The 25,973-nt window shown below is 67.3% G+C and carries 27 protein-coding genes; 10 read left to right on the forward strand and 17 right to left on the reverse strand.

The features are described 5' to 3' along the window. Positions 1 to 29 precede the first annotated feature (29 nt). Positions 30 to 932: a LysR family transcriptional regulator gene (locus LC066_RS18140; RefSeq protein ID WP_224902021.1), complete on the forward strand. Its 903-nt coding sequence runs from the start codon at positions 30 to 32 to the stop codon at positions 930 to 932. 217 nt (positions 933 to 1,149) lie between these two features. Here LC066_RS18140 and LC066_RS18145 read toward each other — a convergent pair whose 3' ends face one another. After that, positions 1,150 to 2,376: an acyl-CoA dehydrogenase gene (locus tag LC066_RS18145; protein ID WP_085888587.1), complete on the reverse strand. Its 1,227-nt coding sequence runs from the start codon at positions 2,374 to 2,376 to the stop codon at positions 1,150 to 1,152. 144 nt (positions 2,377 to 2,520) lie between these two features. On the opposite strand from LC066_RS18145, the gene LC066_RS18150 reads away from it, so the two are divergent. The 3 genes from LC066_RS18150 (at position 2,521) to LC066_RS18160 (ending at position 4,541) form a co-directional block, all read left to right on the forward strand. Beyond that, the gene (locus LC066_RS18150) at positions 2,521 to 3,393 is read left to right on the forward strand and encodes a LysR family transcriptional regulator (RefSeq protein ID WP_224902024.1); all 873 of its coding nucleotides are present in this window, start codon (positions 2,521 to 2,523) and stop codon (positions 3,391 to 3,393) included. A 177-nt stretch (positions 3,394 to 3,570) separates the two neighbouring features. After that, on the forward strand, positions 3,571 to 4,062 hold the full coding sequence (locus LC066_RS18155) for an RNA pyrophosphohydrolase (RefSeq protein ID WP_224902027.1): 492 nt from the start codon (positions 3,571 to 3,573) through the stop codon (positions 4,060 to 4,062). After that, positions 4,062 to 4,541 (forward strand): hypothetical protein, encoded by a 480-nt coding sequence (locus LC066_RS18160; protein ID WP_224902030.1) that lies wholly within the window; start codon positions 4,062 to 4,064, stop codon positions 4,539 to 4,541. Before LC066_RS18155 ends, LC066_RS18160 begins: the two co-directional genes overlap by 1 nt. Before the next feature lie 24 nt (positions 4,542 to 4,565). Here LC066_RS18160 and hemC read toward each other — a convergent pair whose 3' ends face one another. Continuing rightward, positions 4,566 to 5,513 (reverse strand): hydroxymethylbilane synthase, encoded by a 948-nt coding sequence (hemC, locus tag LC066_RS18165; RefSeq protein ID WP_224902033.1) that lies wholly within the window; start codon positions 5,511 to 5,513, stop codon positions 4,566 to 4,568. A 182-nt stretch (positions 5,514 to 5,695) separates the two neighbouring features. Between hemC and hemE the strand changes: the two genes are divergently transcribed. Continuing rightward, on the forward strand, positions 5,696 to 6,730 hold the full coding sequence (hemE, locus tag LC066_RS18170; RefSeq protein ID WP_224902036.1) for a uroporphyrinogen decarboxylase: 1,035 nt from the start codon (positions 5,696 to 5,698) through the stop codon (positions 6,728 to 6,730). Between the two features lie 42 nt (positions 6,731 to 6,772). Here the strand turns inward: hemE and LC066_RS18175 are convergent, their stop codons facing one another. From LC066_RS18175 to clpS, 5 genes are all read right to left on the reverse strand, one after another. Beyond that, complete coding sequence (locus LC066_RS18175; RefSeq protein WP_224902039.1) at positions 6,773 to 7,813, reverse strand: YihY/virulence factor BrkB family protein; 1,041 nt, start codon at positions 7,811 to 7,813, stop codon at positions 6,773 to 6,775. 46 nt (positions 7,814 to 7,859) lie between these two features. Further along, positions 7,860 to 8,750: an oxygen-dependent coproporphyrinogen oxidase gene (gene hemF / locus LC066_RS18180; protein WP_224902042.1), complete on the reverse strand. Its 891-nt coding sequence runs from the start codon at positions 8,748 to 8,750 to the stop codon at positions 7,860 to 7,862. A gap of 237 nt (positions 8,751 to 8,987) precedes the next feature. Beyond that, positions 8,988 to 9,788 (reverse strand): SDR family NAD(P)-dependent oxidoreductase, encoded by an 801-nt coding sequence (locus LC066_RS18185; RefSeq protein WP_085888593.1) that lies wholly within the window; start codon positions 9,786 to 9,788, stop codon positions 8,988 to 8,990. After that, a complete protein-coding gene (locus tag LC066_RS18190; RefSeq protein ID WP_224902045.1) occupies positions 9,785 to 10,810 on the reverse strand; it encodes a class I SAM-dependent methyltransferase in 1,026 nt (341 codons plus the stop codon). Before LC066_RS18190 ends, LC066_RS18185 begins: the two co-directional genes overlap by 4 nt. Before the next feature lie 7 nt (positions 10,811 to 10,817). Continuing rightward, entirely contained in the window at positions 10,818 to 11,135 is a 318-nt protein-coding gene (clpS, locus tag LC066_RS18195) for an ATP-dependent Clp protease adapter ClpS (protein ID WP_222476187.1), read from the reverse strand. Positions 11,136 to 11,375: 240 nt separating this feature from the next. Here clpS and LC066_RS18200 point away from each other — a divergent pair, with 240 nt between their 5' ends. Both LC066_RS18200 and LC066_RS18205 read left to right on the forward strand, forming a co-directional pair. Further along, positions 11,376 to 12,077, forward strand: coding sequence for an HAD family hydrolase (locus LC066_RS18200; protein ID WP_222474922.1), 702 nt, complete (start codon positions 11,376 to 11,378; stop codon positions 12,075 to 12,077). Between the two features lie 546 nt (positions 12,078 to 12,623). Then, entirely contained in the window at positions 12,624 to 14,072 is a 1,449-nt protein-coding gene (locus tag LC066_RS18205; RefSeq protein WP_222474923.1) for a D-alanyl-D-alanine carboxypeptidase family protein, read from the forward strand. A 245-nt stretch (positions 14,073 to 14,317) separates the two neighbouring features. Here the strand turns inward: LC066_RS18205 and ccoS are convergent, their stop codons facing one another. From ccoS to LC066_RS18230, 5 genes are all read right to left on the reverse strand, one after another. After that, positions 14,318 to 14,476, reverse strand: a complete 159-nt coding sequence (ccoS, locus tag LC066_RS18210; RefSeq protein ID WP_222474924.1) for a cbb3-type cytochrome oxidase assembly protein CcoS — start codon at positions 14,474 to 14,476, stop codon at positions 14,318 to 14,320. Between the two features lie 68 nt (positions 14,477 to 14,544). Then, a complete protein-coding gene (locus LC066_RS18215; protein WP_412103257.1) occupies positions 14,545 to 16,752 on the reverse strand; it encodes a heavy metal translocating P-type ATPase in 2,208 nt (735 codons plus the stop codon). A 16-nt stretch (positions 16,753 to 16,768) separates the two neighbouring features. Then, positions 16,769 to 17,245 carry a FixH family protein gene (locus LC066_RS18220; RefSeq protein WP_224902048.1) on the reverse strand — a complete coding sequence of 159 codons (477 nt, stop codon included), beginning with the start codon at positions 17,243 to 17,245 and terminating at the stop codon, positions 16,769 to 16,771. Between the two features lies 1 nt (position 17,246). Next, positions 17,247 to 18,680, reverse strand: a complete 1,434-nt coding sequence (gene ccoG, locus LC066_RS18225; protein ID WP_224902051.1) for a cytochrome c oxidase accessory protein CcoG — start codon at positions 18,678 to 18,680, stop codon at positions 17,247 to 17,249. 93 nt (positions 18,681 to 18,773) lie between these two features. Beyond that, on the reverse strand, positions 18,774 to 19,706 hold the full coding sequence (locus LC066_RS18230; protein WP_224902053.1) for a LysR family transcriptional regulator: 933 nt from the start codon (positions 19,704 to 19,706) through the stop codon (positions 18,774 to 18,776). 96 nt (positions 19,707 to 19,802) lie between these two features. Between LC066_RS18230 and LC066_RS21485 the strand changes: the two genes are divergently transcribed. Both LC066_RS21485 and LC066_RS18235 read left to right on the forward strand, forming a co-directional pair. Then, positions 19,803 to 19,928, forward strand: a complete 126-nt coding sequence (locus tag LC066_RS21485; protein WP_263625175.1) for a hypothetical protein — start codon at positions 19,803 to 19,805, stop codon at positions 19,926 to 19,928. Positions 19,929 to 19,962: 34 nt separating this feature from the next. Continuing rightward, positions 19,963 to 20,115, forward strand: coding sequence for a hypothetical protein (locus LC066_RS18235; RefSeq protein ID WP_224902056.1), 153 nt, complete (start codon positions 19,963 to 19,965; stop codon positions 20,113 to 20,115). Positions 20,116 to 20,341: 226 nt separating this feature from the next. Here LC066_RS18235 and ccoP read toward each other — a convergent pair whose 3' ends face one another. Genes ccoP through ccoN form a run of 4 tightly spaced genes read right to left on the reverse strand, consistent with a single transcriptional unit; the run spans position 20,342 to position 23,777 of the window. Beyond that, on the reverse strand, positions 20,342 to 21,202 hold the full coding sequence (gene ccoP, locus LC066_RS18240; protein ID WP_224902059.1) for a cytochrome-c oxidase, cbb3-type subunit III: 861 nt from the start codon (positions 21,200 to 21,202) through the stop codon (positions 20,342 to 20,344). Position 21,203: 1 nt separating this feature from the next. Beyond that, the gene (locus LC066_RS18245) at positions 21,204 to 21,419 is read right to left on the reverse strand and encodes a cbb3-type cytochrome c oxidase subunit 3 (RefSeq protein ID WP_224902062.1); all 216 of its coding nucleotides are present in this window, start codon (positions 21,417 to 21,419) and stop codon (positions 21,204 to 21,206) included. 10 nt (positions 21,420 to 21,429) lie between these two features. Further along, complete coding sequence (gene ccoO / locus LC066_RS18250) at positions 21,430 to 22,161, reverse strand: cytochrome-c oxidase, cbb3-type subunit II (protein WP_222474931.1); 732 nt, start codon at positions 22,159 to 22,161, stop codon at positions 21,430 to 21,432. Positions 22,162 to 22,172: 11 nt separating this feature from the next. Continuing rightward, entirely contained in the window at positions 22,173 to 23,777 is a 1,605-nt protein-coding gene (gene ccoN / locus LC066_RS18255; RefSeq protein ID WP_224902065.1) for a cytochrome-c oxidase, cbb3-type subunit I, read from the reverse strand. A gap of 253 nt (positions 23,778 to 24,030) precedes the next feature. Here ccoN and LC066_RS18260 point away from each other — a divergent pair, with 253 nt between their 5' ends. Beyond that, positions 24,031 to 24,870: a universal stress protein gene (locus LC066_RS18260; RefSeq protein ID WP_222474932.1), complete on the forward strand. Its 840-nt coding sequence runs from the start codon at positions 24,031 to 24,033 to the stop codon at positions 24,868 to 24,870. 337 nt (positions 24,871 to 25,207) lie between these two features. Here LC066_RS18260 and fnrL read toward each other — a convergent pair whose 3' ends face one another. Then, the gene (gene fnrL, locus LC066_RS18265; protein WP_222474933.1) at positions 25,208 to 25,954 is read right to left on the reverse strand and encodes a transcriptional regulator FnrL; all 747 of its coding nucleotides are present in this window, start codon (positions 25,952 to 25,954) and stop codon (positions 25,208 to 25,210) included. Positions 25,955 to 25,973: the final 19 nt, after the last annotated feature.

Below are 25,973 nucleotides of genomic sequence, written 5' to 3' on the forward strand. Positions count from 1 at the left end.
GAAAGGGTATATCACCCATAAAAAATTGCATGGATATATCCCAGATCTCCTTCGACTGGAGCCGCGCGCGCGCCTTCCTGGCGACCGCCGAGACCGGCTCCCTGTCCGCCGCCGCGCGGGCCCTTGGGCTGGCCCAGCCGACCTTGGGCCGCCAGGTCGCACAGCTGGAGGAGGATCTGGGCCTGGCCCTCTTCGACCGCACGGGGCGTGCCCTGGTGCTGACGCCCGCAGGCCGCGCCCTTTTGCCCCGCGCCCGCGCCATGGCCGAGGCGGCGCTGGCCTTCTCCCGCGCCGCCGCCGGGCTGTCGGACCAGATCGACGGGCGGGTCGTCCTCACCGCGTCGGAATTCTACGCCGCCTTCCGCCTGCCGCCGGTGATCGCCGCACTGCAGGCCGCGCATCCGGGAATCGAGGTGGAGGTCCGCGCCTCCAACGACGTCTCGGACCTGGCCCGGCGCGAGGCCGACATCGCCCTGCGCAACACCCGCCCCGAGGACCCCAAACTGATCGGCCGCCGCCTGGCCGATGACGAAGGGTATTTCTACGGCAGCGCCAGCTACGTCGCCTCACTGGGGACGGTCACTGGCCCCGCCGACCTCGCCTCGGCACGCTTCCTCGCCTGGGACCAGGGCCCGGCGCTGGCCGACCTGCTGACGGGGATGGCCGTGCCACTCGGCCCGCACAGCTTCCCGGTGACGACGGGCAGCCACCTGGTGCAATGGCAGATGACGCAAGCCGGGCTGGGACTGGCGGCCTTCCCCCGCGCCGAGGGCGACGCGCATCTGACCCGGGTGGCCCACCTGGCCCCGGTGCCCTTCCCGGTCTGGCTGGTGGCGCATCGGGATCTGGCGCATTCGAAACGGCTGCGGCTGGTCTGGGACCTCCTGGCAGCCATGCTGCCTCGGGCGGCGGGCCCCTCCGCGGGACCGTGACAGACGACGCAGACCTCGTTGCCCACGCTGTGCCGGAAAGAGGTGCCGAGGACATCAGCAGCCCGCCCCGCGAAAAAGGAAAAGGCGGATCCGCGGACCCGCCTCATACGATGGCTGGAAATACTCCCGGGGGCGTCGCGGCCCCGCCGCGACCGGGGGCAGCGCCCCCTTGCCCGTCCGGCGCCCTTGCGGCGGCGGGCGGGCAACCCGCCCAGGATCAGAAGAACGCCTGCAGCCCGGTCTGCGCCCGGCCGAGGATCAGCGCATGCACGTCATGCGTCCCCTCGTAGGTGTTCACCGTCTCCAGGTTCTGCGAATGGCGGATCACCTGGTATTCGATCTGGATGCCGTTGCCGCCGTGCATGTCCCGCGCCTGGCGGGCGATATCCAGGGCCTTGCCGCAGTTGTTGCGCTTGATGATCGACACCATCTCCGGCGCGGCCTTGGCGGCGTCGAACAAGCGACCCACCTGCAGCGAAGCCTGAAGGCCCAGCGCGATCTCGGTCTGCATGTCGGCCAGCTTCTTCTGGTAGAGTTGCATGCCGGCCAGCGGCTTGCCGAACTGCTTGCGGTCCAGGCCGTACTGGCGCGAGCGGTGCCAGCAATCCTCGGCCGCGCCCATCACACCCCAGGCGATGCCGTAGCGCGCGCGGTTCAGACAGCCGAAGGGCCCCTTCAGGCCCGACACATGGGGCAGCAGGGCCTCTTCGCCCACTTCCACGTTGTCCATGACGATCTCGCCGGTGATCGAGGCGCGCAGGGACAGCTTGCCGTCGATCTTCGGCGCCGTGAGACCCTTCATGCCCTTTTCCAGGACGAAGCCACGGATCGCGCCATCATGGGCCTCGGACTTCGCCCAGACGACGAAGACATCGGCAATCGGCGCGTTGGAGATCCACATTTTCGAGCCGACGAGGCGATAGCCGCCCTCGGTCTTGATGGCGCGGGTCTTCATGCCGGCGGGGTCCGACCCGGCATCGGGTTCGGTCAGGCCGAAACAGCCGATCCATTCGCCCGAGGCGAGCTTCGGCAGGTATTTCATCCGCTGCTCTTCGCTGCCGTAGGCATAGATCGGGTACATCACCAGCGAGGACTGCACGGACATCATCGAGCGGTAGCCCGAATCGACCCGCTCCACCTCACGCGCGACCAGGCCGTAGCTGACGTAGCCCGCGCCGATGCCGCCGTATTGCTCGGGCACCGTGACGCCCAGGAGGCCCATCTCGCCCATCTCGGCGAAGATCGAGGCGTCGACACCCTCTTCCAGGTACATCTTCTCGACCCGGGGGGCGAGTTTCTCCTGCGCGAAGGCATGGGCGGTGTCGCGGATCATCCGCTCTTCCTCTTCCAGCTGTTCGTTCAGCAGGAAAGGGTCTTCCCAGGAAAAGCTCGACATGTTCGGGCGGTCCTTTTCCTTCAGGACCGGACGGTTGGCGGTGTCCATTCTCTCTCTCCTCGACGGGAATCTGGCTAGGCGTTTGCCCGCAACCTAAGTCATGGACCTTTCCACCGCCAACGCGTAATTCTGGCAAAGCTATGAGTTTCCCGAATAGGCGGCCCGAAAATGCGCAAACCCTACATACCCTCCGTGGGTGAGCTTGAAGCCTTTTGCGCATGCGCCCGGGTGGGCACGACCACCGGGGCGGCGCGGGAACTGGGGCTGACGCAATCCGCCGTGTCGCGTTCCATCGCCGCGCTGGAGGACCGGCTGGGCGTGGCCCTGTTCACCCGGGCCCGGCAACGGCTGGCCCTGTCGGACGCGGGCCGCAGCTTTCGCGGCGAGGCGGAGGCGTTGCTGGCGCGGCTGGATGCGGCGGCTACCTCCGTCATGGCCTTCGGCGGGCAGGAGGCGGTGCTGCGCATCTCGGTCCTGCCCAGCTTCGGGCGGTCCTGGCTGATCCCGAAACTGGCCGATTTCCGCGCCACGATGCCGGGGATGAGCTTCGACGTGGCCGCGCGCCTGGCGCCGGTGAACTTCGACACCGATCCCTTCGACCTGGCGATCCAGCGCAGCGCGCAGCGCGCGGGCGGCGCGCATCACCTGCACCTGCTGGACGAAAGCCTGGTCGCCGTCGCCTCGCCGAAGCTGGCGCGCTCCGGCCCGCTGTCAGACGAGGCGATGCTGGCGCTGCCGCTGTTGCAGCAATCGACGCGCCCCACCCTCTGGCCCGACTGGTTCCGGGCCAGCGGCGTGGACCCCCGCCGTGCCCTGCGCGGGGCGCGGTTCGATCATTTCGACATGGTGGCCGACGCCGCCGCCGCTGGCCTGGGCGTCGGCCTCGTCCCCGAGGTGGTGGCCGAACGCGCCCTGGCCGAGGGGCGTCTGGCCCTGGCCTCTGCACGGCGGCTGGAGACGGGAGAGGCCTATACGCTGATCTACCCCGAACGGTCCGAGGCGCTGCCGGGATTCGCCCGCTTCCGCGACTGGCTGGCCGCCGAACTGGCCGGCATCTGGGCCTGAGAGCCCCCTCCCGGGCGGGGGCCTGCCCCCGCACCCCCGGAGTATTTCCGGCCAACGTATAAGCACAGGACAGGTCAAGCGCGGGCCGACCGGCGACGCCCCGCGCGGGTGCGCTCCGGGCGGTGGACTTCACCCGCCTGCGGCGTAGGATGCGCGCGAAATGCAAGGAGTTGTCCGATGACACCCGAAGAGAAAGCCGCCCTGCCCTATCGCCCCTGCGCCGGTGTCATGCTGGTGAATGAGCTGGGCCTGGTCTTCACCGGCCAGCGCAACGACATGAAAGCGGGCGAGCCGCCGGCCTGGCAGATGCCCCAGGGCGGCATCGACGAGGGCGAAACCCCGGAAGAGGCCGCGCTGCGCGAGCTCTGGGAAGAGACCGGCGTGACGGCGGACAAGGTCACGCTGGAGGCGATGACCGACGACTGGATCCTCTATGACCTGCCCGAGCACCTGCTGGGCAAGATCTGGAAGGGCAAGTACCGCGGGCAAAAGCAGAAATGGGCGCTGATGCGTTTCCATGGCAGTGACGCGGATATCGACATCGCCACCGAGCATCCCGAGTTCACAGAGTGGAAATGGATGGCCCCCGACGAGCTGGTGGAGAACATCGTGCCCTTCAAGCGCAGCGTCTACGAGGCCGTCCTGGCCGCCTTCGGGGACAAGATCTGATGCGCGCGCTTCTCCTCTCCGCCCCGATCCTGGCGCTCGCCAGCCAGGCCAGCGCGCTGTCCTGCCTGCCGCCCGATGCGGTGGCCAGCTACCAGCGCGCCGACCAGGCCGCCGAGACCTATGTAGTCCTGCTGGGGGACTTCAGCTTCGACGCGCCCGAGCTGCCGGAGCGGGACCTGACCAATCCGAATCCCGAGGAACACCGCTTCCCCGCGCAGTTCGAGGGCCAGGCCCTCGGCCCCGAGGGGTTCACCGGCCGCTATGCCCTTGACATGGAGGTCACGCTGACCTGTGCCGGGCCGTGGTGCGCGGGCGTGCCGGCGGGCGGCGCGGGGCTGGCCTTCGTGGAAATGACCGACACGGGTTATGACCTGCGCCTCGGCCCCTGCGGCGGACAGTATTTCGCTGCCCCCGAACCGGCCATCACCGACCGGATCGCGGCCTGCCACGCAGGCGACACGGGTTGCGCGGCGGAGTGATCCGCCGTGCCCGGCCCCGCGGCCTTAGCTCTTGAAATCGAAGAAGTTGGCGCCGGCCTGCGCCAGCAGGGCCTCGGCCATGACGCGGCCCAGTTCGGCCCCGTCTTCCACCGGCGCGCTGCGGTCATCCGACAGCGCCTCCGACCCGTCGGGGCGCAGAATCTCGCCGCGCAGACGCAGGGTGCCGTTCGTCACCTCCGCCAGCCCGGCAATCGGCGTCTCGCAGGAGCCGTCGAGGCGCGCGAGGAAGGCGCGTTCCGCCGCCAGCCGCTCGGCCGTGGCCGCATCATGGATGGGCTCCAGCAGCGCGGCGGTGGCCATGTCGTCGGCGCGGCGCTCGATCCCGATGGCGCCCTGGGCAACCGCCGGCAGCATCTCGTCCGGGTCCAGGGCGGCGCGCGCCAGCTCGGGCCGGCCCAGCCGGTGCAGCCCGGCCATGGCCAGGAACGTCGCTTCGGCCACACCTTCCTCCAGCTTGCGCAGACGGGTCTGCACGTTGCCGCGGAATTCCACCACCTGCAGGTCGGGCCGCCGCACCAGCAGCTGTGCCCGGCGGCGCAGCGAAGAGGTGCCCATGACGGCGCCCTGCGGCACCTCCGCCAGCGAGCCATGGGCCAGCGAGACGAAGCCGTCGCGCACATCCTCGCGCGGCAGGTAGCAATCCAGCACCAGCCCCTCGGGCTGATCCACCGGCATGTCCTTCATCGAATGCACGGCGATGTCGATCTCTCCGGTGGACAGCGCCACCTCGATCTCCTTGGTGAAGAGGCCCTTGCCCCCCACCTCGCGCAGCGCCTTGTCCTGGATCCGGTCGCCTGCGACCGAGATCACCACCACCTCGAAGGCCTCAAGCGGCAGGTCGAAATGGGCCGCGATCCGGTCGCGGGTCTCATGCGCCTGGGCCAGGGCCAGGGGCGAGCCACGGGTGCCGATCTTCAGGGGCTGGGCGGGGGTCGGGCGTGCATCTGTCATGGGCCTTGGTTACGCCCGCGCGCCCGGGCTGGCAAGCGTGGCGAAGGGGCGCGGGCAAGGGCGGCCGACCGACGTGGACAGATCGCCCGGGCGCACCATCTGTCACAGGCGCGAGACACCGGGATCGCTTGACTTTCAGGGGCCGGACCGCGACCAGAGACCCGAAGAACGGAGGGACCCACATGGCCGAAAAGACGATCCTGCGCGCGCTCAAGGGCGAGGTGCTGCCGACGCCGCCGATCTGGATGATGCGCCAGGCAGGGCGTTACCTGCCGGAGTACAAGGCGACCCGTGCCCAGGCCGGGGATTTCCTGTCGTTGTGCTACAATCCGGACCTGGCCGCCGAGGTCACCTTGCAGCCGATCCGCCGCTACGGTTTCGACGCCGCGATCCTCTTTGCCGACATCCTGCTGCTGCCCCAGGCCCTGGGTGCCGACCTGTGGTTCGTCACCGGCGAGGGGCCGCGCCTGTCGACGATCACGCAGCAATCCGAGTTCGATGCGCTGAAGCCTGCGTCGGAGGTGCATGAGACCCTGTCGCCGATCTACGAGACGGTGAAGATCCTGAAGCGCGAGCTGCCCGCCGAGACGACGCTGATCGGCTTCGCCGGCGCGCCCTGGACGGTGGCCACCTACATGATCGCAGGGCGCGGCACCAAGGACCAGGGCCCGGCCCATGCGCTGAAGGCCGAGAACCGCGCGCTGTTCGAGGCGATCCTGGAGCGGCTGACCGAGGGCACGATCGAATACCTGTCGAAACAGATCGAGGCCGGCGCCGAGGTGGTGAAGCTGTTTGACAGCTGGGCCGGATCGCTGAAGGGCGAGGATTTCGACCGCTACGCGCTGGCGCCTGCCAAACGCATCATCGCCGAGCTGAAGGCGCGCCACCCGGGCATCCCCGTCATCGCCTTCCCGCGCGAGGCGGGTGAGAAATACGTGGGCTTTGCCAAGGCCACCGGCGCCGATTGCGTCGCCCTGGACAATTCCGTGGCGCCCGAATGGGCCGCCGCCAACGTCCAGGTGGACGGCTGCGTGCAGGGCAACCTGGCCTCGTCGCACATGGTCACCGGGGGCGAGGCGTTGGTGCGGGAAACCAGGGAAATCGTGCAGGCCTTTTCCAAGGGGCCGCATATCTTCAACCTGGGCCACGGCATCACGCCGGATGCGGATCCCGAGAACGTCCAGCTGATGATCGACACTGTGCGCGGCGGCGCCTGATCTGACGTCGCCGGGTCAGGCCCACATCCTCAGCCCCCGTCCTCAGGCTTCCGCCCGGCGGGGGTCGTGGACCGGCAAAGAGAGGCCCTCCGGCTCCGCCTCGGCGGGGCCGTCGACCTCGTGGATCGGCCCTTCTTCCACCAGCTGCGCTTCCTGCGGGCCGTCGTCCACGGCCCCGCCATCTACCTCTTTCCCGGTCAGGACCGTATCCGCCTCGCCCCGCTGTGGGGCCGGATCCGGCGCCGCGACCTCGGCGGCCAGCGCCCGGTCGATCTGAACGTTCAGCGACGCGCCCAGCAGGACAACGAAGGCCGAGACATAGAGCCAGAACAGCAGGGCGACAGCCGCCCCGAGAGAGCCGTAGACCTCGTTGTAATCGGCGAAGTTGGTGAAGTAGAGCGACAGCGCGTAGGAGGCGGCCAACCACAGCACCACGCTGACGATGGCCCCTGGCGTCGCCCAGGACATGCGTTCGCCCCGGTTGTTGGGGCCATAGCGATAGAGCAGCGACAGCGCGCCCATGACAGCCAGAAGCGCGGCCAGCCAGCGCACGATCTCCACCGCGACGGAGGCCACGGGGCCGAGCGGGAAGATCGTCAGGATCACCGGCAGCACCACGACGGAGCCGAGCGCCACGATCCCCACCCCCAAAAGCGCGACCGTCAGCATCAGCGCGATCAGGTAGTGGCGTAGCGAGCCGCGATTCTCCTGCCCGTGGATGGTGTTCAGCCCCAGGATCATCGCCGCCACGCCCGACCGCGACGACCAGATGGCGAAGGCCAGCGACAGTGCCCCCGCCCAGCCGAGGGTCGAGCCGGAGGAGGCGGAGATCTTGTAGACCTGTGCGGCGACCAGTCGATAGACCTCATCCGGCAAGATGCCGCGCAGCAGTTTCAGCTCTTCCATCACCACGGTGGGGTCGGAAATGATCCCCCACAGGGCGATCAACGCGGCGAGGCCCGGAAACAGCGCCAGCATGGCGTAGAAGGCGACGCCAGCGGCGACCAGGGCCATGTTGATCTCGCCGATCTGCACGACGATGCCCGACAGGACCGCCCACGCGCGTTTCACCTGTTTCATCATCGTCGCTGTCCCTCTGCTGCGCCCGGCTGCCAGACTAGATGGCGCGTCACACCCACTTTGCCAGCGGCGGCAGGGACATCAACACGGCATTGGGGTCGTGGCCGGTCTCCAGGCCGAATTTCGTCCCGCGGTCATAGACCAGGTTGTATTCGGCATAGAGCCCGCGATGGATCAGCTGCGCGTCCTTGTCGGCCGCGTCCCAGGGCTGCGCCCGGCGCTTGTCGGCCAAGGGCAGGAAGGCGGGCAGGAAGGCGCGGCCCACGTCCTGGATAAAGGCGAAATCGGCCTCCCAGTCGCCGCTGTTGTGATCGTCGAGGAAGATGCCGCCGACGCCGCGCGCGCGCTTGCGATGCGGGATGTAGAAATACTCGTCCGCCCAGTCCTTGAAACGCGGATAGAACGCCGGGTCATGCCGCGCGCAATGCTCTTCCTGCACCGCATGGAAATGGGCGGTGTCCTCGGCATATTCGATGCAGGGGTTCAGGTCGGACCCGCCGCCGAACCACCAGCCGTGCGGCGTCCAGAACATGCGGGTGTTCATGTGGACGGCCGGCGCATGGGGGTTCTGCATATGCGCCACCAGGCTGATGCCCGAGGCCCAGAAGCGCGGATCCTCGGCCATGCCGGGCAGACCCTTGCGCGCGGCCATGGCCGTCTGCGCCCGCGCGCCCAGCTCCCCATAGACGGTTGAGATATTGACGCCGACCTTCTCGAAGACCCGGCCGCCGCGCATCACGGACATCAGCCCGCCGCCAGCGTCGCTGCCATCCTCGCTGGTGCGTGTCGTCGGCGTGACATCGAAGCGGCCCGCAGGTTGGTCCGACAGCGGCCCGTCCGTCTGCGCGTCCTCCAGCCCCTCGAATGCCGCGACGATCTGATCCCGCAGCTCGCGGAACCAGGCGCTGGCCCGCGCCTTCTCATCCGTCATCTCCGCCATGTCCCGCTCCTTTCGCCAGATGCCTCCGCCTCCCTACCAGCCCGCGCCGCAGGGCAGAAGAGGGCGCCCACCCCCTGACCCCATACGATGGCTGAAAATACTCCCGCCGGAGGCTCGGGGCTCCGCAGGAGCGCCGAACAGCACCGGCGCAAAAGGAAATGGCCCCTGACGGGGCCATGCCTTCGGCGAGAGTATTTGTGGCTGTCGGATGAAAGGGGCGCGTCGCCCCGGCCCGGATCAGTGCGCGGGGGCGGCGACCGGATCGAGCAGGGTGCGGCCGCCGTCGACCGTGACGATCTGTCCGGTCATGAAGGAGGAGGCGTCACAGGCCAGGTATTGCACCGCCTCGGCCAACTCGCCCGGGGGCGCGATGCGCGACAGCGGCGTGTGGTCCTCGATGTCCTCGCGGAAATCCGAATTGCCGCGCAGGGTTTCCTTCAGCGAGGACGACATGACCGAGCCGAAGGCCAGCGCGTTGACGCGGATCCCGTGCGGCGCCAGGGCCACGGCCAACGAGCGGGTCATCTGGTCCAGCGCGGCCGACGAGACGGAGAAGGCCATCAGGTCCGGGTGGGTCCGGCGCGCGGCGATCGACGACAGGTTCACGATCGCCCCGCCCTTGGGGCCGTCGGGCTTCTCGGATTGCTTGATCATCCGCTTGGCCACCGTCTGCGTCACCCGCAGCGCCGTCAGCAGGTTCTGCTGCAGCATGGTTTCCATCGCGTCGTCATCGGGGTTCAACGGGTCCGACACCAGCACCTGGCGCGAGGCGTTGACCAGGATGTCCACCTGGTCGAAGGCGTCGATGGTGGCCGACAGCAGGTTGGCGATGGTCAGCTTTTCCCGCAGGTCGCCGGCGAAGTAGCGGATATTGCCCTCTTCCACCGCCTCGCCCAACTCGTCCCGCAGGCGATCCTCGTCCATGTCGGCGAACATCACGTTGGCACCCTTGTCGGCAAAGAGCTTGCCGATGGCCAGACCGATGCCATGGGCGGCGCCGGTCACGATGGCGGTCTTGCCCGCAATCGAGAATGTCATCTGGATCTCCCCATTCGTCCCGAGGGGGAGCCTACCTTGCCCCCGCCCCCTTGGCGAGAGGGCCGCTCTGCCATCAGCAGCTTGAAGCTTCGATTGCCGCCGAAGACCTCCACATGGCCGAAAAGATCACCCAGGGTCTTCTCGTAGCCCAGATGCGCATTGGCCACGACGTAAAGACGCCCCTTGGGCGCCAGCATGGCGCCGGCGGCCCGCAGGAAGGTGCGGCCCAGTTCCGGGTCGGCCTTGCGTTCGCGGTGGAAGGGCGGGTTCATCACGACGAAATCCAGCATCCGCCCCGGGCGCCAGGCCGTGGCATCGGCCCAGTGGAAGCCCGCGCGCGGATCGGTCACGTTGCGCCGCGCACAGGCCAGCGCGGCGTGGTCGGCCTCGACCAGATCCAGCGCCTTCACCTTGGGCGAGCCTTCCAGCACCTTGGCCCCCAGGAAGCCCCAGCCGGCGCCCAGGTCGGCGCCATATCCCGACAACTCCGGCAGGGCCTCGGCCAGCAGGGCCGACGCCGGGTCGATCCCGTCGGCGGAGAAGACGCCGGGCGCGGTGTGCCAACCATCGGCGCTCTGTTCTGCGGCGGGGCGCCAGGCCTCCAGATCGGCGGCGCCAATCCAGAACAGCTTCCCATGGGCCTTGGAGATGGGGGCCGAGACCTCGCCCAGCCCACGCAGCGCCTTCAGCATGCTGTCCACGCCCGCGTCCTTCTGCCCGTCGATCAGGACGGGGCCGTCGGTCACGGCGCGCGCCTGCGCCACCAGCGCCCGCGCCTCGGCCTTGGCCCGCGGCAGGCAGACCAAGGCGGCGGCGTAGCGGCCCTCGGGGGCCACCGCAACGGCATAGCCCAGGCGTTCGAAGGCGGTGTAGTCGGGGCGGAAGCCGGTCACGACCTCCACACGATCTTTCGGCAGGGCCGTCAGGTCGGCGCCGGCATGGGGCGCGAACACGGCGATCCGACCCGCCTCCGGCAGGGTCGGGCCGCTCTCCATCGCGAGAGCGAGGCGGGATCCGAGCATGGTCGCTCTATTCCTTTTCCATGGTGCATTGCAGCGGATGCTGGTGCTTGCGGGCGAAATCCATCACCTGCGCCACCTTGGTCTCCGCAATCTCGTGGCTGAAGACGCCGACGACGGCGACGCCCTTCTTGTGCACGGTCAGCATGATCTCGAACGCCTGGGCATGGGTCATGCCGAAGAACCGTTCCAGCACCAGCACGACGAATTCCATCGGGGTGTAATCGTCGTTCAGCAGCAGCACCTTGTAAAGGGGCGGTCGCTTGCTGCGCGGCTTGGTGTCCAGCACGACATTGCCGTCGCCTTCCGGATCATCAGGTCCGGCCATCAGGGTCAGCGGCTGCGCCCAGGCGCCCATCTGCGCCAGCGGCTCGGGCCGCGCGGTCTCGGTCACTTGGGTCATCATCACGTCGGTCGTCATCTCCGCTGGGCCTGTCTCTCCGATCGAACGTCCAAAGCGATGTTCTTCCGGGGTGCCGGCAGCAGTGTTGAGGTTTCGGGATCAGGCTGCTCTATATAACGCCGCAGGCCCGTCAGGGAAGGCCGCAGCCAGGATCACGGAAAAAAAATGGCACGAAAAATCACAACAATCGGTTTCGATGCGGATGACACACTCTGGCACAACGAGCGGTTCTTCCACCTCACCCAACAGCGATTCGCCGAATTGCTGGCCGATCATGCCGATCCCGACCACCTGTCGGAACGCCTTCTGGCGGCCGAGCGGCGCAACATCGGGCACTACGGTTTCGGCATCAAGGGCTTCATGCTGTCGATGATCGAGACCGCGATCGAGATCACCGAGGACCGCGTGCCGGCCCAGGTCATCCGCCAGATCATCGAGGCCGGCCAGGACATGCTGGCCCATCCGATCGAACTGCTGCCCCATGCCCGGGAGGCGGTCGAGGCGCTGGCGGGCAGCCACCGCGTGCTGCTGATCACCAAGGGCGACCTACTGGACCAGGAACGCAAGCTGGCGCAGTCCGGGCTGGGGGATCTCTTCGACGGAGTCGAGATCGTCTCGGACAAGACCCCGCCGGTCTACGCCCGCATCTTCTCCGAACATGGCGACGGGCCGGAGCGCGCGCTGATGGCCGGGAACTCGATGAAATCCGACGTGCTGCCGGCCATCGCCGTCGGCGGCGTCGGGGTGCATGTGCCGCACGGGCTGTCCTGGGCGCTGGAACATGCCGAGGCGCCCGAGGATGAGCCGCGCTTCTTCACCCTGACCGATCTCGGAGCCCTTCCGCCGCTGGTCGATCAGCTCGACTGAGGCCGTGGCGCCCCCTTTGGCCACGTGGGCGCGCGACAGGCCCGCGTTACGTGTCAAGGGCCCGGCCCAGCCCCCTTGCGGATCACGCCCAGCCTCCGATGGCGGCCCGACGATGCCGAAAATGTCAACTTCGGCGCCTAGGCCCCTGAAAAGGAAAAGCAATTGCACATCTGTAACCCCGCAATTGCATCCCCTTGTTTTCATGGGTGACCACAGTCCTAGTAGGTTTATTCACAGCCATCACTACATCTGGAAGATGTACACAGGTGGCGGAAAGTCGCCCCAAAATGGTCGCTTTGTTCCACATGCGCCCTATGGTATCTCTCGCAATAGACGACAGGGGTGCCGCAGGCATTGGCGCCCCGGTCGACAAAGATGGACCGACCGGAAAACCGGCGGCGACGAGGCAGATAGGTGAGTGACGTGGTGGTTCGGCGCAGGCAGCCGGCCCTTGACGGGCTATTCAAGACATTCGTAACGGCATTTCTTGCCCTGGTGCTCGTGGCCTTGTGGTCACCCGGCGCCCAGGCCGCACCCTATGCCGAAATGGTCGTAGACGCCCGCACCGGCGAGGTGCTGCGCTCCCGCAATGCCGACACCCGGCTGCACCCTGCCTCCCTCACCAAGATGATGACGCTCTACATTGCCTTCGAGGCGGTGGAACATGGCGAGATCTCCCTCGACACCCAGGTGCGCGTGTCCCGCAACGCCGCCAACGAGGTCCCCTCGAAGCTGGGTCTGCGTGAAGGTCAGCGGATCAAGCTGCGCTACCTGATCCGCGCGGCGGCGGTGAAATCGGCCAATGATGCGGCCACGGCCATCGGCGAGGCCATCGAGGGCTCCGAAGCGGCCTTTGCCCGCCGGATGAACCGCACTGCCGAGGCGCTCGGGATGACCCGCACCACCTTCAAGAACGCCAATGGCCTGACCTCCTCCGGCCACCTGTCGACCGCCCGCGACATGACCACGCTGGGGCGGCACCTCTATTTCGACTACCCGGAATACTACCACCTGTTCTCGAAACGCACGGCGGATGCGGGCGGCACGACCGTCTACAACACCAACCGCAAGTTCCTGGCCGCCTATCGCGGCGCCGACGGGATCAAGACGGGCTACACCCGCGCCGCCGGGTTCAACCTGGTGGCCTCCGCCGCTCGCGGCAACGAACGCATCATCGCCACGATCTTCGGCGGTCGCTCGACCCCCTGGCGCAATGCGCGCATGGCGGAACTTCTGGACCTTGGCTTTGAACGTGCCCCCTCCTCCGCGCCGACCATCGCGCCGGCGAAACCCGTCTACGGCGCTCATGACGAGCTGCTGATGGCCGGCAAGACAGTGCGCGTGAACGGCGCGCCGCGGGCCTCGCTGCGCCCCCGCGCCCGCCCGATCCCCGACACGCCGGAGGAGGCGCCGGACGAGATGCTGCTGGCCTCGCTGCCCGACGCCGCCACGTTGGACGCCGCCGCCGCCGAGGCCCTGGCCTTTGCCGACACCAGTGCCGGTCAGACCCTGCCGCCGCCCGAGGACCCCGCCCAGGGCGATGCCGCGGTCGAAACCGCCGTCGCCGCCACCCCGGCGATCCTGCCCTCCGGCCCGGTAGAAAACCCGATCCCCCCGATGGCCCGGCCCAGTACCCTGCTGAACCAGTTCAGCCCGGCCCTGCCCGCGCAGACCACGGAGGCCCAGAAGGCCTCGCTGCCCGCAGACGTGGGCGTGGCCGTCACCCCGGTGGTCACCCGCTCCGCCGATGCCGGCCCGGCCAGCTGGGGCGTGAACATCGGCCGCTACACCACCGAGGGCCGCGCGGAACGCATCCTGCTGACCACCGCCCTGGCCGAGGTCGAGACGCTGGAAGGCGCCGACCGTCGCGTGGTGCGCTCGCCCACCGGGTTCGACGCCAACTTCGCCGGCCTGACCCGGGATGCCGCCGACCGCACCTGCCGGCGCCTGAACGCCCGCAACCAGACCTGCTTCATGATCGGCCCGGACACCTGACAGGCGCCCGCGCGGCACGCCGGTCCGCAGGGGTCGCGGCTGCGCAGGGGCCCGGCCCGCTTGCACAGGCCTGACCGGGCCGCAAGAAGCCCCCCGGTCGCCGAAGGGCATTGCGCCCCTCTCTCTCTATTTGTTGGTTAGAAGTATCCCGGGGGAATTGAGCCCCCCCAGGGCTCAAGGGGGCAGAGCCCCTCCCGGTCCTGCCTGCCCCATCCGACGACGGGGCCAAGGCACAGCCGCGCCCCTCAGGGCTTCGGGTGATCGTCCCATTGATCCGACAGGATCCGCTGCGACGCCCCGTCGGGGTCGTCGTATTGATCCGTCTTCACCGTCCAGATGAAGCCGACCAGACCGATCCCGCCGAGAAACAGCGAGATCGGGATCAGCCAGACGAGAATATCCATGTCCTGTCCCCTTTCGGCCCCTCGCGGGTGCCCCTGTCACTGCCTGCCCCGGTCCCCGACCGCGCGCGTCAGCGCAGCCGCAGGGCGTTCAGCGATACCGTGATCGAACTGGCCGACATGGCCAGCGCCGCGATCAGGGGCGAACAGAGCCCCGCAACCGCCAGCGGCACGGCTATCACGTTGTAGAATGTCGCTATGCGGAAGTTCTCACGGATCCGCCGCGTGGCGCGAGAGGCGATGCCGAGGGCCTCTGGAATGGGCGACAGATCGCCTCCCAGCAGGACAATGTCGGAGGCAACCCGCGCAGCGTCCAGCGCCGAAGCGGGCGAGATCGAGACATGCGCCGTGCTCAGCGCCGCCGTATCGTTCAGCCCGTCGCCCACCATCAGCACCCGCGCGCCCTGCGCCTGCAGGTCCACGATGCGGGTGGCCTTGTCGCCCGGCAGGGCCCCCGCGGTCCAGTCCTCGATGCCCAGGCGCGCGGCCAGATCAGCCACCGCGCCCTCGGCATCGCCGGAGATCAGCGCGACCCGTTTGCCCGCCGCCAGAAGGTCGCGCACGGCCGCCTCGGCACCATCCCGCAGGCTGTCGGTGAAGGTGAATTCCACCAGGCCGTCCGGCCCCTCCAGCCAGGTGGCGGTCTCGCCCCCGGCCTCGGCGCCCAGCCAGGCGGCACGGCCCAGGCGGACGCGGCGTCCGTCCAGCAGCCCTTCAGTGCCATAGCCCGGCACCTCGCGCAGCTCCGCGACCGGCGCAGGAGCGATCCCGCGCGCACGCAGGGCAGTGACGAGAGAGCGGCTCAGCGGGTGCGAAGAGCCCTCGGCCAGGGCAAGCGACAGCGACAGGGTGGCGTCGTCAAATGCGTCCAGGTTGGTGGCCTCGGGCGTGCCGGCGGTCAGAGTGCCGGTCTTGTCGAAGACCACCGTATCGACCTCGGCCAGCCGTTCCAGCGCGGTTTCATGTTTCACCAGCATCCCTCGCCGGAACAGACGGCCCGAGGCCGCGGTGGTCACCGCGGGCACGGCCAGACCCAGAGCACAGGGACAGGTGATGATCAGCACGGCGGCGGCGATGTTCAGCGCCACGCGCAGGTCCCCCGACCACAGGAACCAGCCGAGGAAACTGAGCGCCGACAGGATATGCACCCCGGGAGCGTAGAGCTTCGCCGCGCGGTCAGCCAGCGAGGTATAGCGCGATCGCCCGCTTTCGGCGATGGCCACCAGATCCGCCATTCGGGCCAGCGAGGTGTCGCGCCCGATAGCCGTGGCCCGCACGGTCAGCGGGCCGGTCAGGTTCACCTCCCCCGCGCTGACACCCTGGCCCGCCAGGGCGGGCACGGGCAGCGTCTCGCCGGTCAGCAGGGAGCGGTCGAGTTCCGAGGCGCCCTCGACGATCTCGCCGTCCACGGGCATCCGCCCGCCGGGACGCACCTGGATCAGGTCGCCGATGGACAGCTCGGCCACCGGCAGCTGCACCTCTTCGCCATCGCGCAGCACCCAGGCGCGGGGCACTTCCAGCGCCGCCAGCTCCTCCGCCGCCGAGCGCGCCGCGGCGCGGGTGCGGTGATCCAGGTAGCGGCCCGCCAGCAGGAAGAAGGTCAGGGTCAGGGCCGCGTCAAAATAGGCATGTTCCCCCGACAGCGAGGTTTCCCAAAGGGAGGTCGCAAGGGCCAGGAGGATGGCCAGCGAGATCGGCACATCCATGTTCAGATGCCGCGCCTTCAGGGCGCGCCCGGCGCTGATGAAGAAGGGCTGGGCGCAGAAGGCGATGGCCGGCAAAGTGATCGCCGCGCTGATCCAATGGAACAGGTCGCGCGTGGCATCCGCCGCCCCCGACCAGACCGAGACCGACAGCAGCATCACGTTCATCGAGGCGAATCCTGCCACCGCCAGCCGCATCAAGAGCTCGCGCCCCCGCCGGTCGGTGGCGGTGGCCGCAATGGTGCCCGCGTCCAGCTCATGCGCCTCGTACCCCACGCCCTCGACCACCTGCACCAGGTCGGCGGCCTCGACATCGGCGTCGGCCTTCACCTGGGCCCGCTTGAGGGTCAGGTTCACCCGCGCCTCCCGCACGCCGGGCGCGGCGTTCAGCGCCCGTTCCACCGTGTCGATGCAGGCGGCGCAATGGATGCCCGGCAGCGACAGCGCCAGGGTCGCGCCTTCCAGCTCGCGCGCACGGCGGGCCATGTCCTCGGCCGCCGGGGCGGCGGAACAGGCCGGGCAGGCAGAGATGCCGCCCGGTTGTTCCTCGATGTAATGCTGCGCTGCGTCGACCATCTGTGGCCTCGGATCCTCAGTTCACAACCTGCAGCTCTAGCCGTTGCAGGAACTCGGTGCCGTCCTCGGCAATGGCGCTGAACCGCACGATCCAGCGGCCCTCGCCCACGGCCAGAGGCGTCTCGTAGGCGGTGCCGTTGTAGGCGAACTGCGGCACCACGTCGTCGGTGCTGTCGGTGGGCCGGCCGATGGTCGCGGTCATCTCCTTGGCGCGCACCGGGCGGCCGTCGGAATCGGTGATCGCGATGGTCAGCATCTCGCCCACGTCGCGGGCCTCCACCGTCCAGCCCAGGCGTTCCTGGTCCGCGACGCGGCCGTCGAATTCCTGGCTGAAGACATAGGTGTTGTCGACTTCCAACCCCGGGAAAGTACGCACCGCCTTGGTGGCCATGACCACGTTGACCGTGATGATGATGCCGAAGGCCGCCACGAAGATCGCCAGTACGTGCCAGCCCTTCAGGGTGAAACCGGTGGGTTCTGCGGTGTCGCTCATGTCAGTTGGCCCTTCCGTTGAAGACGGTTTCCTCGCTCGACCGTTCCTGGCTGGACGTGTCCTCGACCCAGAGGGTGAACTCGGTCCGGTCCGATGTTGCCGGTGTGGTGCCCGGGGCGGCGGTCACGTAGACCCGCGCCAGGTGGGTGGCGTCCGCGTCGACCGTCACCGTGGCATCCTCGCTGCCTTCCACCTGAACCTCAAGGGCGGGATCGCCCTCGGCCGACAGGCGGAAGACCTGCGCCTCGCCCTGCTTGTTGCGCAGGCGCACGTCGTAGACGTTGCGGATGGTGCCGTCAGACAGGGTGATGAAGGTCGGGTTGCGCACCGGGGCGACGGTCATGTCGATGTCGGGCCGGATGAACAGCGCGACGACCAGGCCCACGCCCACGGCGGCCCAGAGCACGGTGTAGAGGATCGTGCGCGGGCGGAAGATGTGGCGGGTGATCTTGCGGGGTTCCTTGCCGGCGCGTTCGTTCTGTTCGTCCGTCAGCGCCATGTAGTCGATTAGCCCGCGCGGCTTGCCGACCTTGTCCATCATGTCGTCGCAGGCGTCGATGCACAGCGCGCAGGTGATACAGGCCAGCTGCTGCCCGTCGCGGATGTCGATGCCCATGGGGCAGACGTTGACGCAGGCATGGCAGTCGATGCAGTCCCCCAGGGCCTCGGCGCCTTCGGCCTTGCGGTGCTTGCCGCGCGGCTCCCCCCGCCAGTCACGGTAGGCCACAGTGATCGTGTCCTCGTCCATCATGGCGGCCTGGATGCGCGGCCAGGGGCAGGCATAGATACAGATCTGTTCCCGGGCGAAGCCGCCGAAGAGGAAGGTCGTCGCGGTCAGCAGCAGCATCGTGGTATAGGCCACCGGGTGGGCGTTCAGCGTCACCAGGTCACGCAGCAGCGTCGGTGCATCGGCAAAGTAGAAGACCCAGGCGCCCCCCGTCGCCAGGCCGATCAGGAACCAGGCCACCCACTTGGTGATCCGCAGGCGGACCTTCCGGACATCCCATTTCTTCTGCCGATGCAGGCGCAGGCGGGCATTGCGGTCGCCCTCGATCCAGCGCTCCACCAGGATGAAGAGGTCGGTCCAGACGGTCTGCGGACAGGTATAGCCGCACCAAACCCGACCCAGGGCCGAGGTGAACAGGAACAGCCCCAGCCCCGCCATCACCAGCAACCCGGCGATGAAGTAGAACTCATGCGGCCAGATCTCGATCCAGAAGAAGAAGAACCGCCGGTTGGCCAGGTCGATCAGCACCGCCTGGTCGGGCAGGTTCGGGCCCCGGTCCCAACGGATCCAGGGCGTCAGGTAATAGATGCCCAGGGTCACGATCATGATGACCCATTTCAGGTTCCGGAAGCGGCCTTTCACCCGGCGGGGAAAGATCGGTTCCCTGGCAGCATAGAGCTTGGGATCTTCTGTATCGGAAGCAGACACGGGGGCGTTCCTTTGGATGCAATTACAAAGCCTTCTCGCAAACCGATGTTTTCCCAACATTGACCTGCATCAAATGCGACATTTTCACTGTACCTATTGCGCCCCCGGTTGTGATCCCCCCGCTTCGCTCGCCCCGGCCCTGTCGCCCCAGGCCGCCCGGGCCTGCCGCAGCAACCAGCGGCCGAAGTCCCGCGCCTCGGGACGCAGCGTCGGCGCGTGCCAGAGCAGGAAATAGCCCTTTTTCCGTACGTCCTCGAACAGAAGGCGCAGGCGCCCGGCGGCCAGTTCCTCCTCCGCGAAGGCCCGCGCCATGACCCCGACACCGCGCCCCGATCGCAGCGCCTCCAGCATCAGGTTGCCCGGCAGCGACGTTACGCCGCGCCGCGGATCCAGCTTGCTGCCCTGCCATTCAAGGAACTCTCCAGCCTCGTTGGTGCCCAGCTCCTGGAACCAGGGATAGCTGGACAGTTCATCGGGGCTGGGGAAATGGCCTTCGGGAATCAGCCCTGGCGAGGCGAGGACGGCAATCGGGCTTTCCACCAGCAAATGCGCCTCCAGCCCGGGCCAGTGGCCACTGCCATAGCGCAGGGCCAGGTCGGCCCCGCCGGGGCCCAGATCGCGCAGCGCGGGCGTCGGGTCGATCATCAGGGACAGGCCGGGATGGCGGGCCTGGTAGTCGCCCAGGCGCGGCATCAGGAACTGCGCCGCCAGGGTGGGGGTGCAGGTAACCAGGATCGGACGTTCGGCCAGGTCCCCGCGCAGCCGCGTGACCACCTCCTCGATGCCCGCCACGCCCGCGAGCACCGCATCAGCCAGCTGCCGCCCCTCGGCCGTCAGTTCCAGGGCACGGGCGCCACGGCGCACCAGCGGCAGGCCCAGGTGGCTTTCCAGCTGCTTCACCTGCTGACTGATGGCGGCATGGGACACGTTCAGCCGGGCGCCGGCGGCGACGGTTGTGCCCGTCTCCGCCAGGGCGGCCAGAGCGCGCAGCGCCGTCATCGGGGGAAGGCCGGTCCAGTCGATCATGTAAGCCAGACTTACACATGGGAAACATTCCTGAATAGGGGATTCGGGGGTCTGTCCCGTAAAACAAGGTCAGACACCCCAACCGGAGAGAGACCCATGTTCAACATCTACGCACAGAGCCTGCTGACCGCCACCCGCCTGGAGCGCCGCAGCGCGCCGCCCGTGGCCGAAACCCGCCTGCCCCGCCTGCGCGCCCCGCGCGATGCCCGGCGGAACGACTGACACCGCACAGACAGTCCCGAAAGGAGTGATCCCCATGGATCCGATCCTCTACCGCCCCCTCGACGTTCTGGACGAACGCATCCGCCGCGCCGACCGCTACCAGCAGAACCAGCCCCGGCGCCGCATGCCCGACCCTGACGCGCCGCGTTTCTACTGGTGGCCCGCGAAACCGCGTCGCTGTCGCTGAACCGCAACCCATCTCCTGCCCACCCCGCGCGCAGCAATGAAAAAAGCCCGCCCTGCGATCGCAGGGCGGGCTTCCCCGAAGGCCCGGGGCGGGCTAGAAAAATGGCACCGACCGTTCAAGGAAACGCGCGAACAGGACGAAGCGGCCGGTGCCAACCCCACCACGAGAGCGGGGGTCTGGATTGGCGGGGGGGCACCCCCCGCCAAATTCGTTTCAGCGGGCGGGCTTACTCGCCGCCGCCCAGCTGGTGGACATAGGTGGCCACGGCGCGGATCTGCGCTTCGCTCAGGCGTTCACCCCAGTTGGGCATGACACCGAAGCGGGCGTTTTCGACCGTTTCGTGGATCGTCTCGTAGTCCCCACCGTAGAGCCAGATGGCATCGGTCAGGTTGGGCGCACCCTGTTCCCGGTCCCCGGTGCCGTTTTCCATGTGGCAGGAGACGCAGTTGTACTCGAAGACTTCCGCCCCGGCCTCGACCAGGCTGGCGTCCCGCGGTTCGCCCGACAGGGACATGACGTAGTTCACCACCGAGTCGATTTCCTCGTCCGTCAGCAGCTCATCACGACCGAAGGCCGGCATGGCGCTGTAGCGGGCGTCCCAGTCATCCTCATTCCGGATGCCGTGGGTGACGGTGTAGTGGATGTCCTCGATCGAGCCACCCCAGAGCCAGTCATCGTCCAGCAGGTTCGGATAGCCGACCGCACCGGCCGCCCCCGACCCGTGGCACTGCGCGCACCAGGTCTGGAAGACCGAGGCACCGGCAGACACCGCGTACTGGTTCAGCTCCGGATCACCGGCGATCTCGGTCAGCTCGACCGAGGCCAGCTGTTCGTTGATGCCGGCGTTCGCGGCCTCGACCTCGGCGATCCGTTCGGCCACCTGGGCACGGGTCGAGAAGCCCAGCACCCCGGAGGTGGCCTGGTTCACCAGCGGCCAGGCGGGATACATCACCGTGTAGATGACGCCCCAGACGATACAGGCGTAGAAGGTCCACAGCCACCAGCGCGGCAAGGGCGTATTCAGCTCTTCGATGCCATCCCAGGAGTGGCCCGTGGTGCCGTGTTTCTGTTTCAGGTCATCGCTCATCTCACAGGTCCTTTCCTGCGAAGGCCGGCTCGGACGTGTCGGTTTTCACGTCGCGGGCGGGGCGGTCTTCGTTGCGCAGAGGAATGTTCGCCGTATCCTCGTAGGTCTTGCGGGCACCGGGGCGGAACACCCACAGCACGACACCCACGAAGAACAGGAACAGGGCCAGCAGCATCCAGCTATCCGCGAACTGGCGTAGGATCGAATAGATATCCATCGGATCCCCCTCAGCGGCTTTCGTCTGGGTAGAAGGTCGAGAAGTCGACCAGCGTGCCCAGCATTTGCAGGTAGGCGATCAGCGCATCCATTTCGGAGATGCCCGGTTCACCGTCGAAGTTGCGCACGTTTACGCTGTCCTCGCCGTAGCGTTCCAGCAGCCCGTCGTAATCGCTGTCGGGATCCGCCTGGGCCAGAAAGTCGGACTGGGCGTTTTCCAGCTGATCTTCCGTGTAGGGGACACCGACCAGGGCATGCGTGGACATCAGGTCCTGCATGTATTCGCCCTCGATCATGGCATGGGTCAGGAAGCCGTATTTCGGCATCACCGATTCCGGCACCACGGACTGCGGGTTGGTCAGGTGATCGACATGCCACTCGTCCGAGTAGCGACCGCCGACGCGGGCGAGGTCGGGCCCAGTCCGCTTCGAGCCCCACTGGAACGGGTGGTCGTATTTCGACTCCGCTGCCAGCGAGTAGTGGCCATAGCGTTCCACCTCGTCCCGCATCGGCCGGATCATCTGGCTGTGGCAGACATAGCAGCCTTCGCGGATGTAGATGTCCCGGCCGGCCAGTTCCAGCGGCGTGTAGGGGCGCATGCCTTCCACGTCCTCGATGGTGTTTTCGAGGTAGAAGAGCGGTGCGATCTCCACGATGCCACCGATGGTGACCACGGCGAAGGAGCAGGCCAGGAGGAGCGTGGCGTTCTTTTCAAGAAACGCGTGTTTATCAAGGATACCCATCTATCTGCTCCTCATTCCGCCGGCACGAGGCCGTGGACGGTCTTCTCGGCGGGTTGCTTCTTCACGGTGAGCCAGAGGTTGAGGCACATGACGATCGCACCGGCGAGGTACATCACGCCACCCAGGCCACGGACCACGTACATCGGGAACTTGGCAGCCACGGTGTCGGCGAAGGAGTTCACCAGGAAGCCGTTGGCGTCGACTTCGCGCCACATCAGGCCTTCCATAATGCCGGTCACCCACATGGAGGCGGCGTAGAGAACGATGCCGATGGTGGCGAGCCAGAAGTGCCAGGAGACCATGGACAGCGAGTAGACTTCCTTGCGGTTCCACAGCTTGGGCACCAGGTAGTACAGCGCGCCGAAGGTGATCATGCCGTTCCAGCCAAGCGCGCCGGAGTGGACGTGACCGATGGTCCAGTCGGTGTAGTGCGACAGCGAGTTGACCGCACGGATCGACATCATCGGGCCTTCGAAGGTGGACATGCCGTAGAAGCCCACTGCGATCACCATCATCCGGATCACCGGGTCGGTGCGCAGCTTGTCCCAGGCACCCGAGAGCGTCATCAGGCCGTTGATCATGCCGCCCCAGCTGGGCATCCACAGGATGATCGAGAACACCATGCCGAGGGTCGAGGCCCAGTCAGGCAGCGCGGTGTAGTGCAGGTGGTGCGGACCGGCCCAGATGTAGAGGAAGATCAGCGCCCAGAAGTGGATGATCGACAGCTTGTAGGAATAGACCGGCTTCTCGGCGCGCTTGGGGATGAAATAGTACATCATCCCGAGGAAGCCCGCGGTCAGGAAGAAGCCCACGGCGTTGTGGCCGTACCACCACTGCGTCATGGCATCCTGTACGCCGGCCATCACCTGCACCGACTTGCCGCCGAAGATGCTGACCGGGATCACCAGGTTGTTGACCACGTGCAGCATGGCGATGGTCACGATGAACGACAGGTAGAACCAGTTGGCCACGTAGATGTGGGGTTCCTTCCGCTTGATGATCGTGCCGAGGAAGACCGCCAGGTAGGCCACCCAGACGATGGTCAGCCAAAGGTCGACGTACCATTCGGGTTCCGCGTATTCCTTCGACTGGCTGCCGCCGAGGACGTAGCTCAGCGCGGCCATGACGATGAAGAGGTTGTAGCCCCAGAAGACGAACCAGCCCAGGCCACCGCCCCAGAGACGCGCGGCCGAGGTCCGCTGGACCACGTAGAAGGAGGTCGCGATCAGCGCGTTGCCCCCGAAGGCGAAGATCACGGCGCTGGTGTGCAGCGGCCGCAGGCGCCCGAAGTTCAGATAGCCCTGGGCCCAGTCGAAGTTGAGCACGGGAAAGGCCAGCTGGAACGCGATGAACACGCCGGCGAGGAAACCCACGACGCCCCAGAAGGCGGTGGCGATCACCCCGTAGCGGACAACACCGTCCATGTATTCCCCGGACAGGTCCCGCAGGTCGCGGTCCTCATCCGTCTTGCGCAGCGTGTAGATGAACGTCACCGAGGCGGCCAGCATGACCACCAGCATGTTCACCATATACGCCAGGTCGCGCGCATAATTGGCGGCGATCGCGGCGAAAATCGCGACCAGCGCCAGCGCGACTAGCTTGATTGCATTTGTCATAACGCGTCCCTTTGTCAGTCCAACGAGGCGGAATTCTCCCCCCGCTTCTTATCGGAGTTGCGACCTCCGCTTATTGCGTCGGTGCTGAATCACATGCCTTGATCTGTATCAATCGCGAAACCGTGAGGTGTTGACGAAGATCAATGTGAGGTAATTTCCCACATGTTAAACACACCTTATCGACCACATTCTGGTCAAGGTATCTCGTGGTTTGGTAACGATTTTTCACCGAACAACCGCTCAGGAGGCTCCCATGGCCTACAACACGATCTTCACGATCCTGACGCGAAAAGAAGGGCTTCAGGCCCATCTCGATCAGGTTGCCGCCCTCGCCCTGTCACATGACGCTCACCTCGACGTGCTCTGCCTCGGCGTGGATCGCACGCAGATGGGCTATTACTACGCAGGCGCCAACGCGATGGTCCTGCAGGAGGCAATCACCCGCGCCACCGAAGAATCCAATGCGCTCGAAGCCGAAGCGACTGAACTGCTGAAAGGCGCCGGCCTGCGCTACGCCGTGGACACCGACGTGGCCCAGATGGGCGACATTGGCCGCCACGTCGCCTGGCGCGCCCGCTTCTCCGATCTGGTCGTGCTGCCCAAGCCCTATGGCGACGGCAAGGGCGTGGAGGATGAGCCGATCATCGAATCGGTGCTCTTCGAAGGCCGCACCCCGGTCCTGGTCCTGCCCGACGATCCGGCCGAATCGCTGACCTCGAAGAAGCCGCTGATCGCCTGGAACGAAACACCCGAGGCCCTGGCCGCTGTGCGCAAGGCGCTGCCGATGCTGCAGAAGGCCGCGGCGGCGCATGTGGTGGTGATCGACCCGCCGATGCACGGCCCCGACCGCTCCGACCCCGGCGGCATGCTGGCCGCCTGGCTGGCGCGTCACGGGGTGGCGACCGAGATCGACGTGATCTCGAAAACCATGCCGCGCATCTCGGACCTGATCAGCCGCCACGCGACGGACATCGGCGCGGACATGATCGTCATGGGGGCCTATGGCCATTCGCGCTTCCGCGAGGCGATCCTGGGTGGCGCCACCCGGCACATGCTGGAAGGCACCGAACTGCCGATCTTCATGGCGCACTGAGCGCCGGCAGAGGTCAAACGCATCAGGGGCGGATCTTCGGATCCGCCCCTTTTTCATGAGGCTGCCGCCCGGAGCATAGCGGGAGGGGGCTCTGGCCCCCTTGAGCCCTCGCGGGCTCAATGCCCCCCGGGATATTTCCGGCCAACACATGGACAGAGGAGGGGCGCGTCACGGCGACCGCGCGCCCTTTGACCGACTTGGCGGGCCGAGCGCGCTTAAGGCTTGGGCGCGCTGCGCCCCAGTCTTCTCTTTACCGAAAGTATCCCAGCCAGAGGCATCGCCCGACAGGGCGATAAAACGGCGCGGTGCGGCGGATCACCCGCGCGGTGGCCCCGCCTCAGACCAGCAGGCCGCCGTCCGAATCGTCACCCGCCTCTTCCAGCAGGCGCGAGAAATCGGGCACGGTCACGTGGCGCTTGCCCTGCAGCTCGATGATGCCTTCGCGTTTCAGCGCCGAGATCTGGCGGCTGACCGTTTCCAGCGTCAGCCCGAGGTAGTCAGCCATCGCTTCGCGCGTAAGCGGCAGATCGAAGACGATCTTTTCCTGGATCGACAGGGAATTGATCGAGGCATCGCGGCGTCCGATGATGGCCAGCAGAGAGGCGATCTTTTCGCGCGCCGTCTTGCGGCCCAGCACCAGCATCCATTCGCGCGCGGCGTCCAGCTCGTCCAGGGTCATCTGCAGCAGACGCTGCGCGATATGCGGCGTCGTTTCCATCATCTGCTCAAATGGCTTCTTGCGGAAGCAGCACATGACCAGATCGGAGGTCGCCACCACGTCGTAGGCCGCGCCTTCCCGCCCCGGGCGGCCGACGAAATCGCTGGGCAGCAAAAGACCGACCATCTGGGTCCGCCCGTCTTCCATCGTCTGGGTCAGCGTGGCGATGCCCGAGACGACGGAGCCGACGAAATCCATCCGGTCCCCGGACCAGACCACCGTCTGGCCGGCCTCGAAGCTTCTGTAATACTTGATCTCTTCCAGACGCTCCAATTCATCCGTTTCACAACGGGCACAGACGGCGCGGTGGCGGATCGGGCAATCGCCGCAATCGTGGGAGACGAAGGAGAAATCTTCCTGGAGCATGTCAAACCGCAGTCTATGG

Source organism: Pseudooceanicola marinus (assembly GCF_020177265.1).
Classification (GTDB): Bacteria; Pseudomonadota; Alphaproteobacteria; order Rhodobacterales; family Rhodobacteraceae; genus Pseudooceanicola; species Pseudooceanicola marinus_A.

Excerpts from the sequence above, each read along its gene's own strand:
- LC066_RS18220 (WP_224902048.1), bottom strand. The coding sequence starts at position 17,245 with ATGAGCGACACCGCAGAACCCACCGGTTTCACCCTGAAGGGCTGGCAC.
- LC066_RS21485 (WP_263625175.1), top strand. The coding sequence starts at position 19,803 with ATGTTCAACATCTACGCACAGAGCCTGCTGACCGCCACCCGCCTGGAG.
- hemF (WP_224902042.1), bottom strand. The coding sequence starts at position 8,750 with ATGGCGGAGATGACGGATGAGAAGGCGCGGGCCAGCGCCTGGTTCCGC.
- LC066_RS18235 (WP_224902056.1), top strand. The coding sequence starts at position 19,963 with ATGGATCCGATCCTCTACCGCCCCCTCGACGTTCTGGACGAACGCATC.
- LC066_RS18205 (WP_222474923.1), top strand. The coding sequence starts at position 12,624 with ATGGTCGTAGACGCCCGCACCGGCGAGGTGCTGCGCTCCCGCAATGCC.
- LC066_RS18145 (WP_085888587.1), bottom strand. The coding sequence starts at position 2,376 with ATGGACACCGCCAACCGTCCGGTCCTGAAGGAAAAGGACCGCCCGAAC.
- ccoP (WP_224902059.1), bottom strand. The coding sequence starts at position 21,202 with ATGAGCGATGACCTGAAACAGAAACACGGCACCACGGGCCACTCCTGG.
- LC066_RS18190 (WP_224902045.1), bottom strand. The coding sequence starts at position 10,810 with ATGCTCGGATCCCGCCTCGCTCTCGCGATGGAGAGCGGCCCGACCCTG.
- LC066_RS18215 (WP_412103257.1), bottom strand. The coding sequence starts at position 16,752 with ATGGTCGACGCAGCGCAGCATTACATCGAGGAACAACCGGGCGGCATC.
- LC066_RS18185 (WP_085888593.1), bottom strand. The coding sequence starts at position 9,788 with ATGACATTCTCGATTGCGGGCAAGACCGCCATCGTGACCGGCGCCGCC.
- ccoS (WP_222474924.1), bottom strand. The coding sequence starts at position 14,476 with ATGGATATTCTCGTCTGGCTGATCCCGATCTCGCTGTTTCTCGGCGGG.
- ccoO (WP_222474931.1), bottom strand. The coding sequence starts at position 22,161 with ATGGGTATCCTTGATAAACACGCGTTTCTTGAAAAGAACGCCACGCTC.
- hemE (WP_224902036.1), top strand. The coding sequence starts at position 5,696 with ATGGCCGAAAAGACGATCCTGCGCGCGCTCAAGGGCGAGGTGCTGCCG.
- LC066_RS18230 (WP_224902053.1), bottom strand. The coding sequence starts at position 19,706 with ATGATCGACTGGACCGGCCTTCCCCCGATGACGGCGCTGCGCGCTCTG.
- LC066_RS18260 (WP_222474932.1), top strand. The coding sequence starts at position 24,031 with ATGGCCTACAACACGATCTTCACGATCCTGACGCGAAAAGAAGGGCTT.
- LC066_RS18140 (WP_224902021.1), top strand. The coding sequence starts at position 30 with ATGGATATATCCCAGATCTCCTTCGACTGGAGCCGCGCGCGCGCCTTC.
- hemC (WP_224902033.1), bottom strand. The coding sequence starts at position 5,513 with ATGACAGATGCACGCCCGACCCCCGCCCAGCCCCTGAAGATCGGCACC.
- LC066_RS18155 (WP_224902027.1), top strand. The coding sequence starts at position 3,571 with ATGACACCCGAAGAGAAAGCCGCCCTGCCCTATCGCCCCTGCGCCGGT.
- LC066_RS18175 (WP_224902039.1), bottom strand. The coding sequence starts at position 7,813 with ATGATGAAACAGGTGAAACGCGCGTGGGCGGTCCTGTCGGGCATCGTC.
- fnrL (WP_222474933.1), bottom strand. The coding sequence starts at position 25,954 with ATGCTCCAGGAAGATTTCTCCTTCGTCTCCCACGATTGCGGCGATTGC.
- LC066_RS18200 (WP_222474922.1), top strand. The coding sequence starts at position 11,376 with ATGGCACGAAAAATCACAACAATCGGTTTCGATGCGGATGACACACTC.
- ccoN (WP_224902065.1), bottom strand. The coding sequence starts at position 23,777 with ATGACAAATGCAATCAAGCTAGTCGCGCTGGCGCTGGTCGCGATTTTC.
- LC066_RS18160 (WP_224902030.1), top strand. The coding sequence starts at position 4,062 with ATGCGCGCGCTTCTCCTCTCCGCCCCGATCCTGGCGCTCGCCAGCCAG.
- clpS (WP_222476187.1), bottom strand. The coding sequence starts at position 11,135 with ATGGCCGGACCTGATGATCCGGAAGGCGACGGCAATGTCGTGCTGGAC.
- LC066_RS18245 (WP_224902062.1), bottom strand. The coding sequence starts at position 21,419 with ATGGATATCTATTCGATCCTACGCCAGTTCGCGGATAGCTGGATGCTG.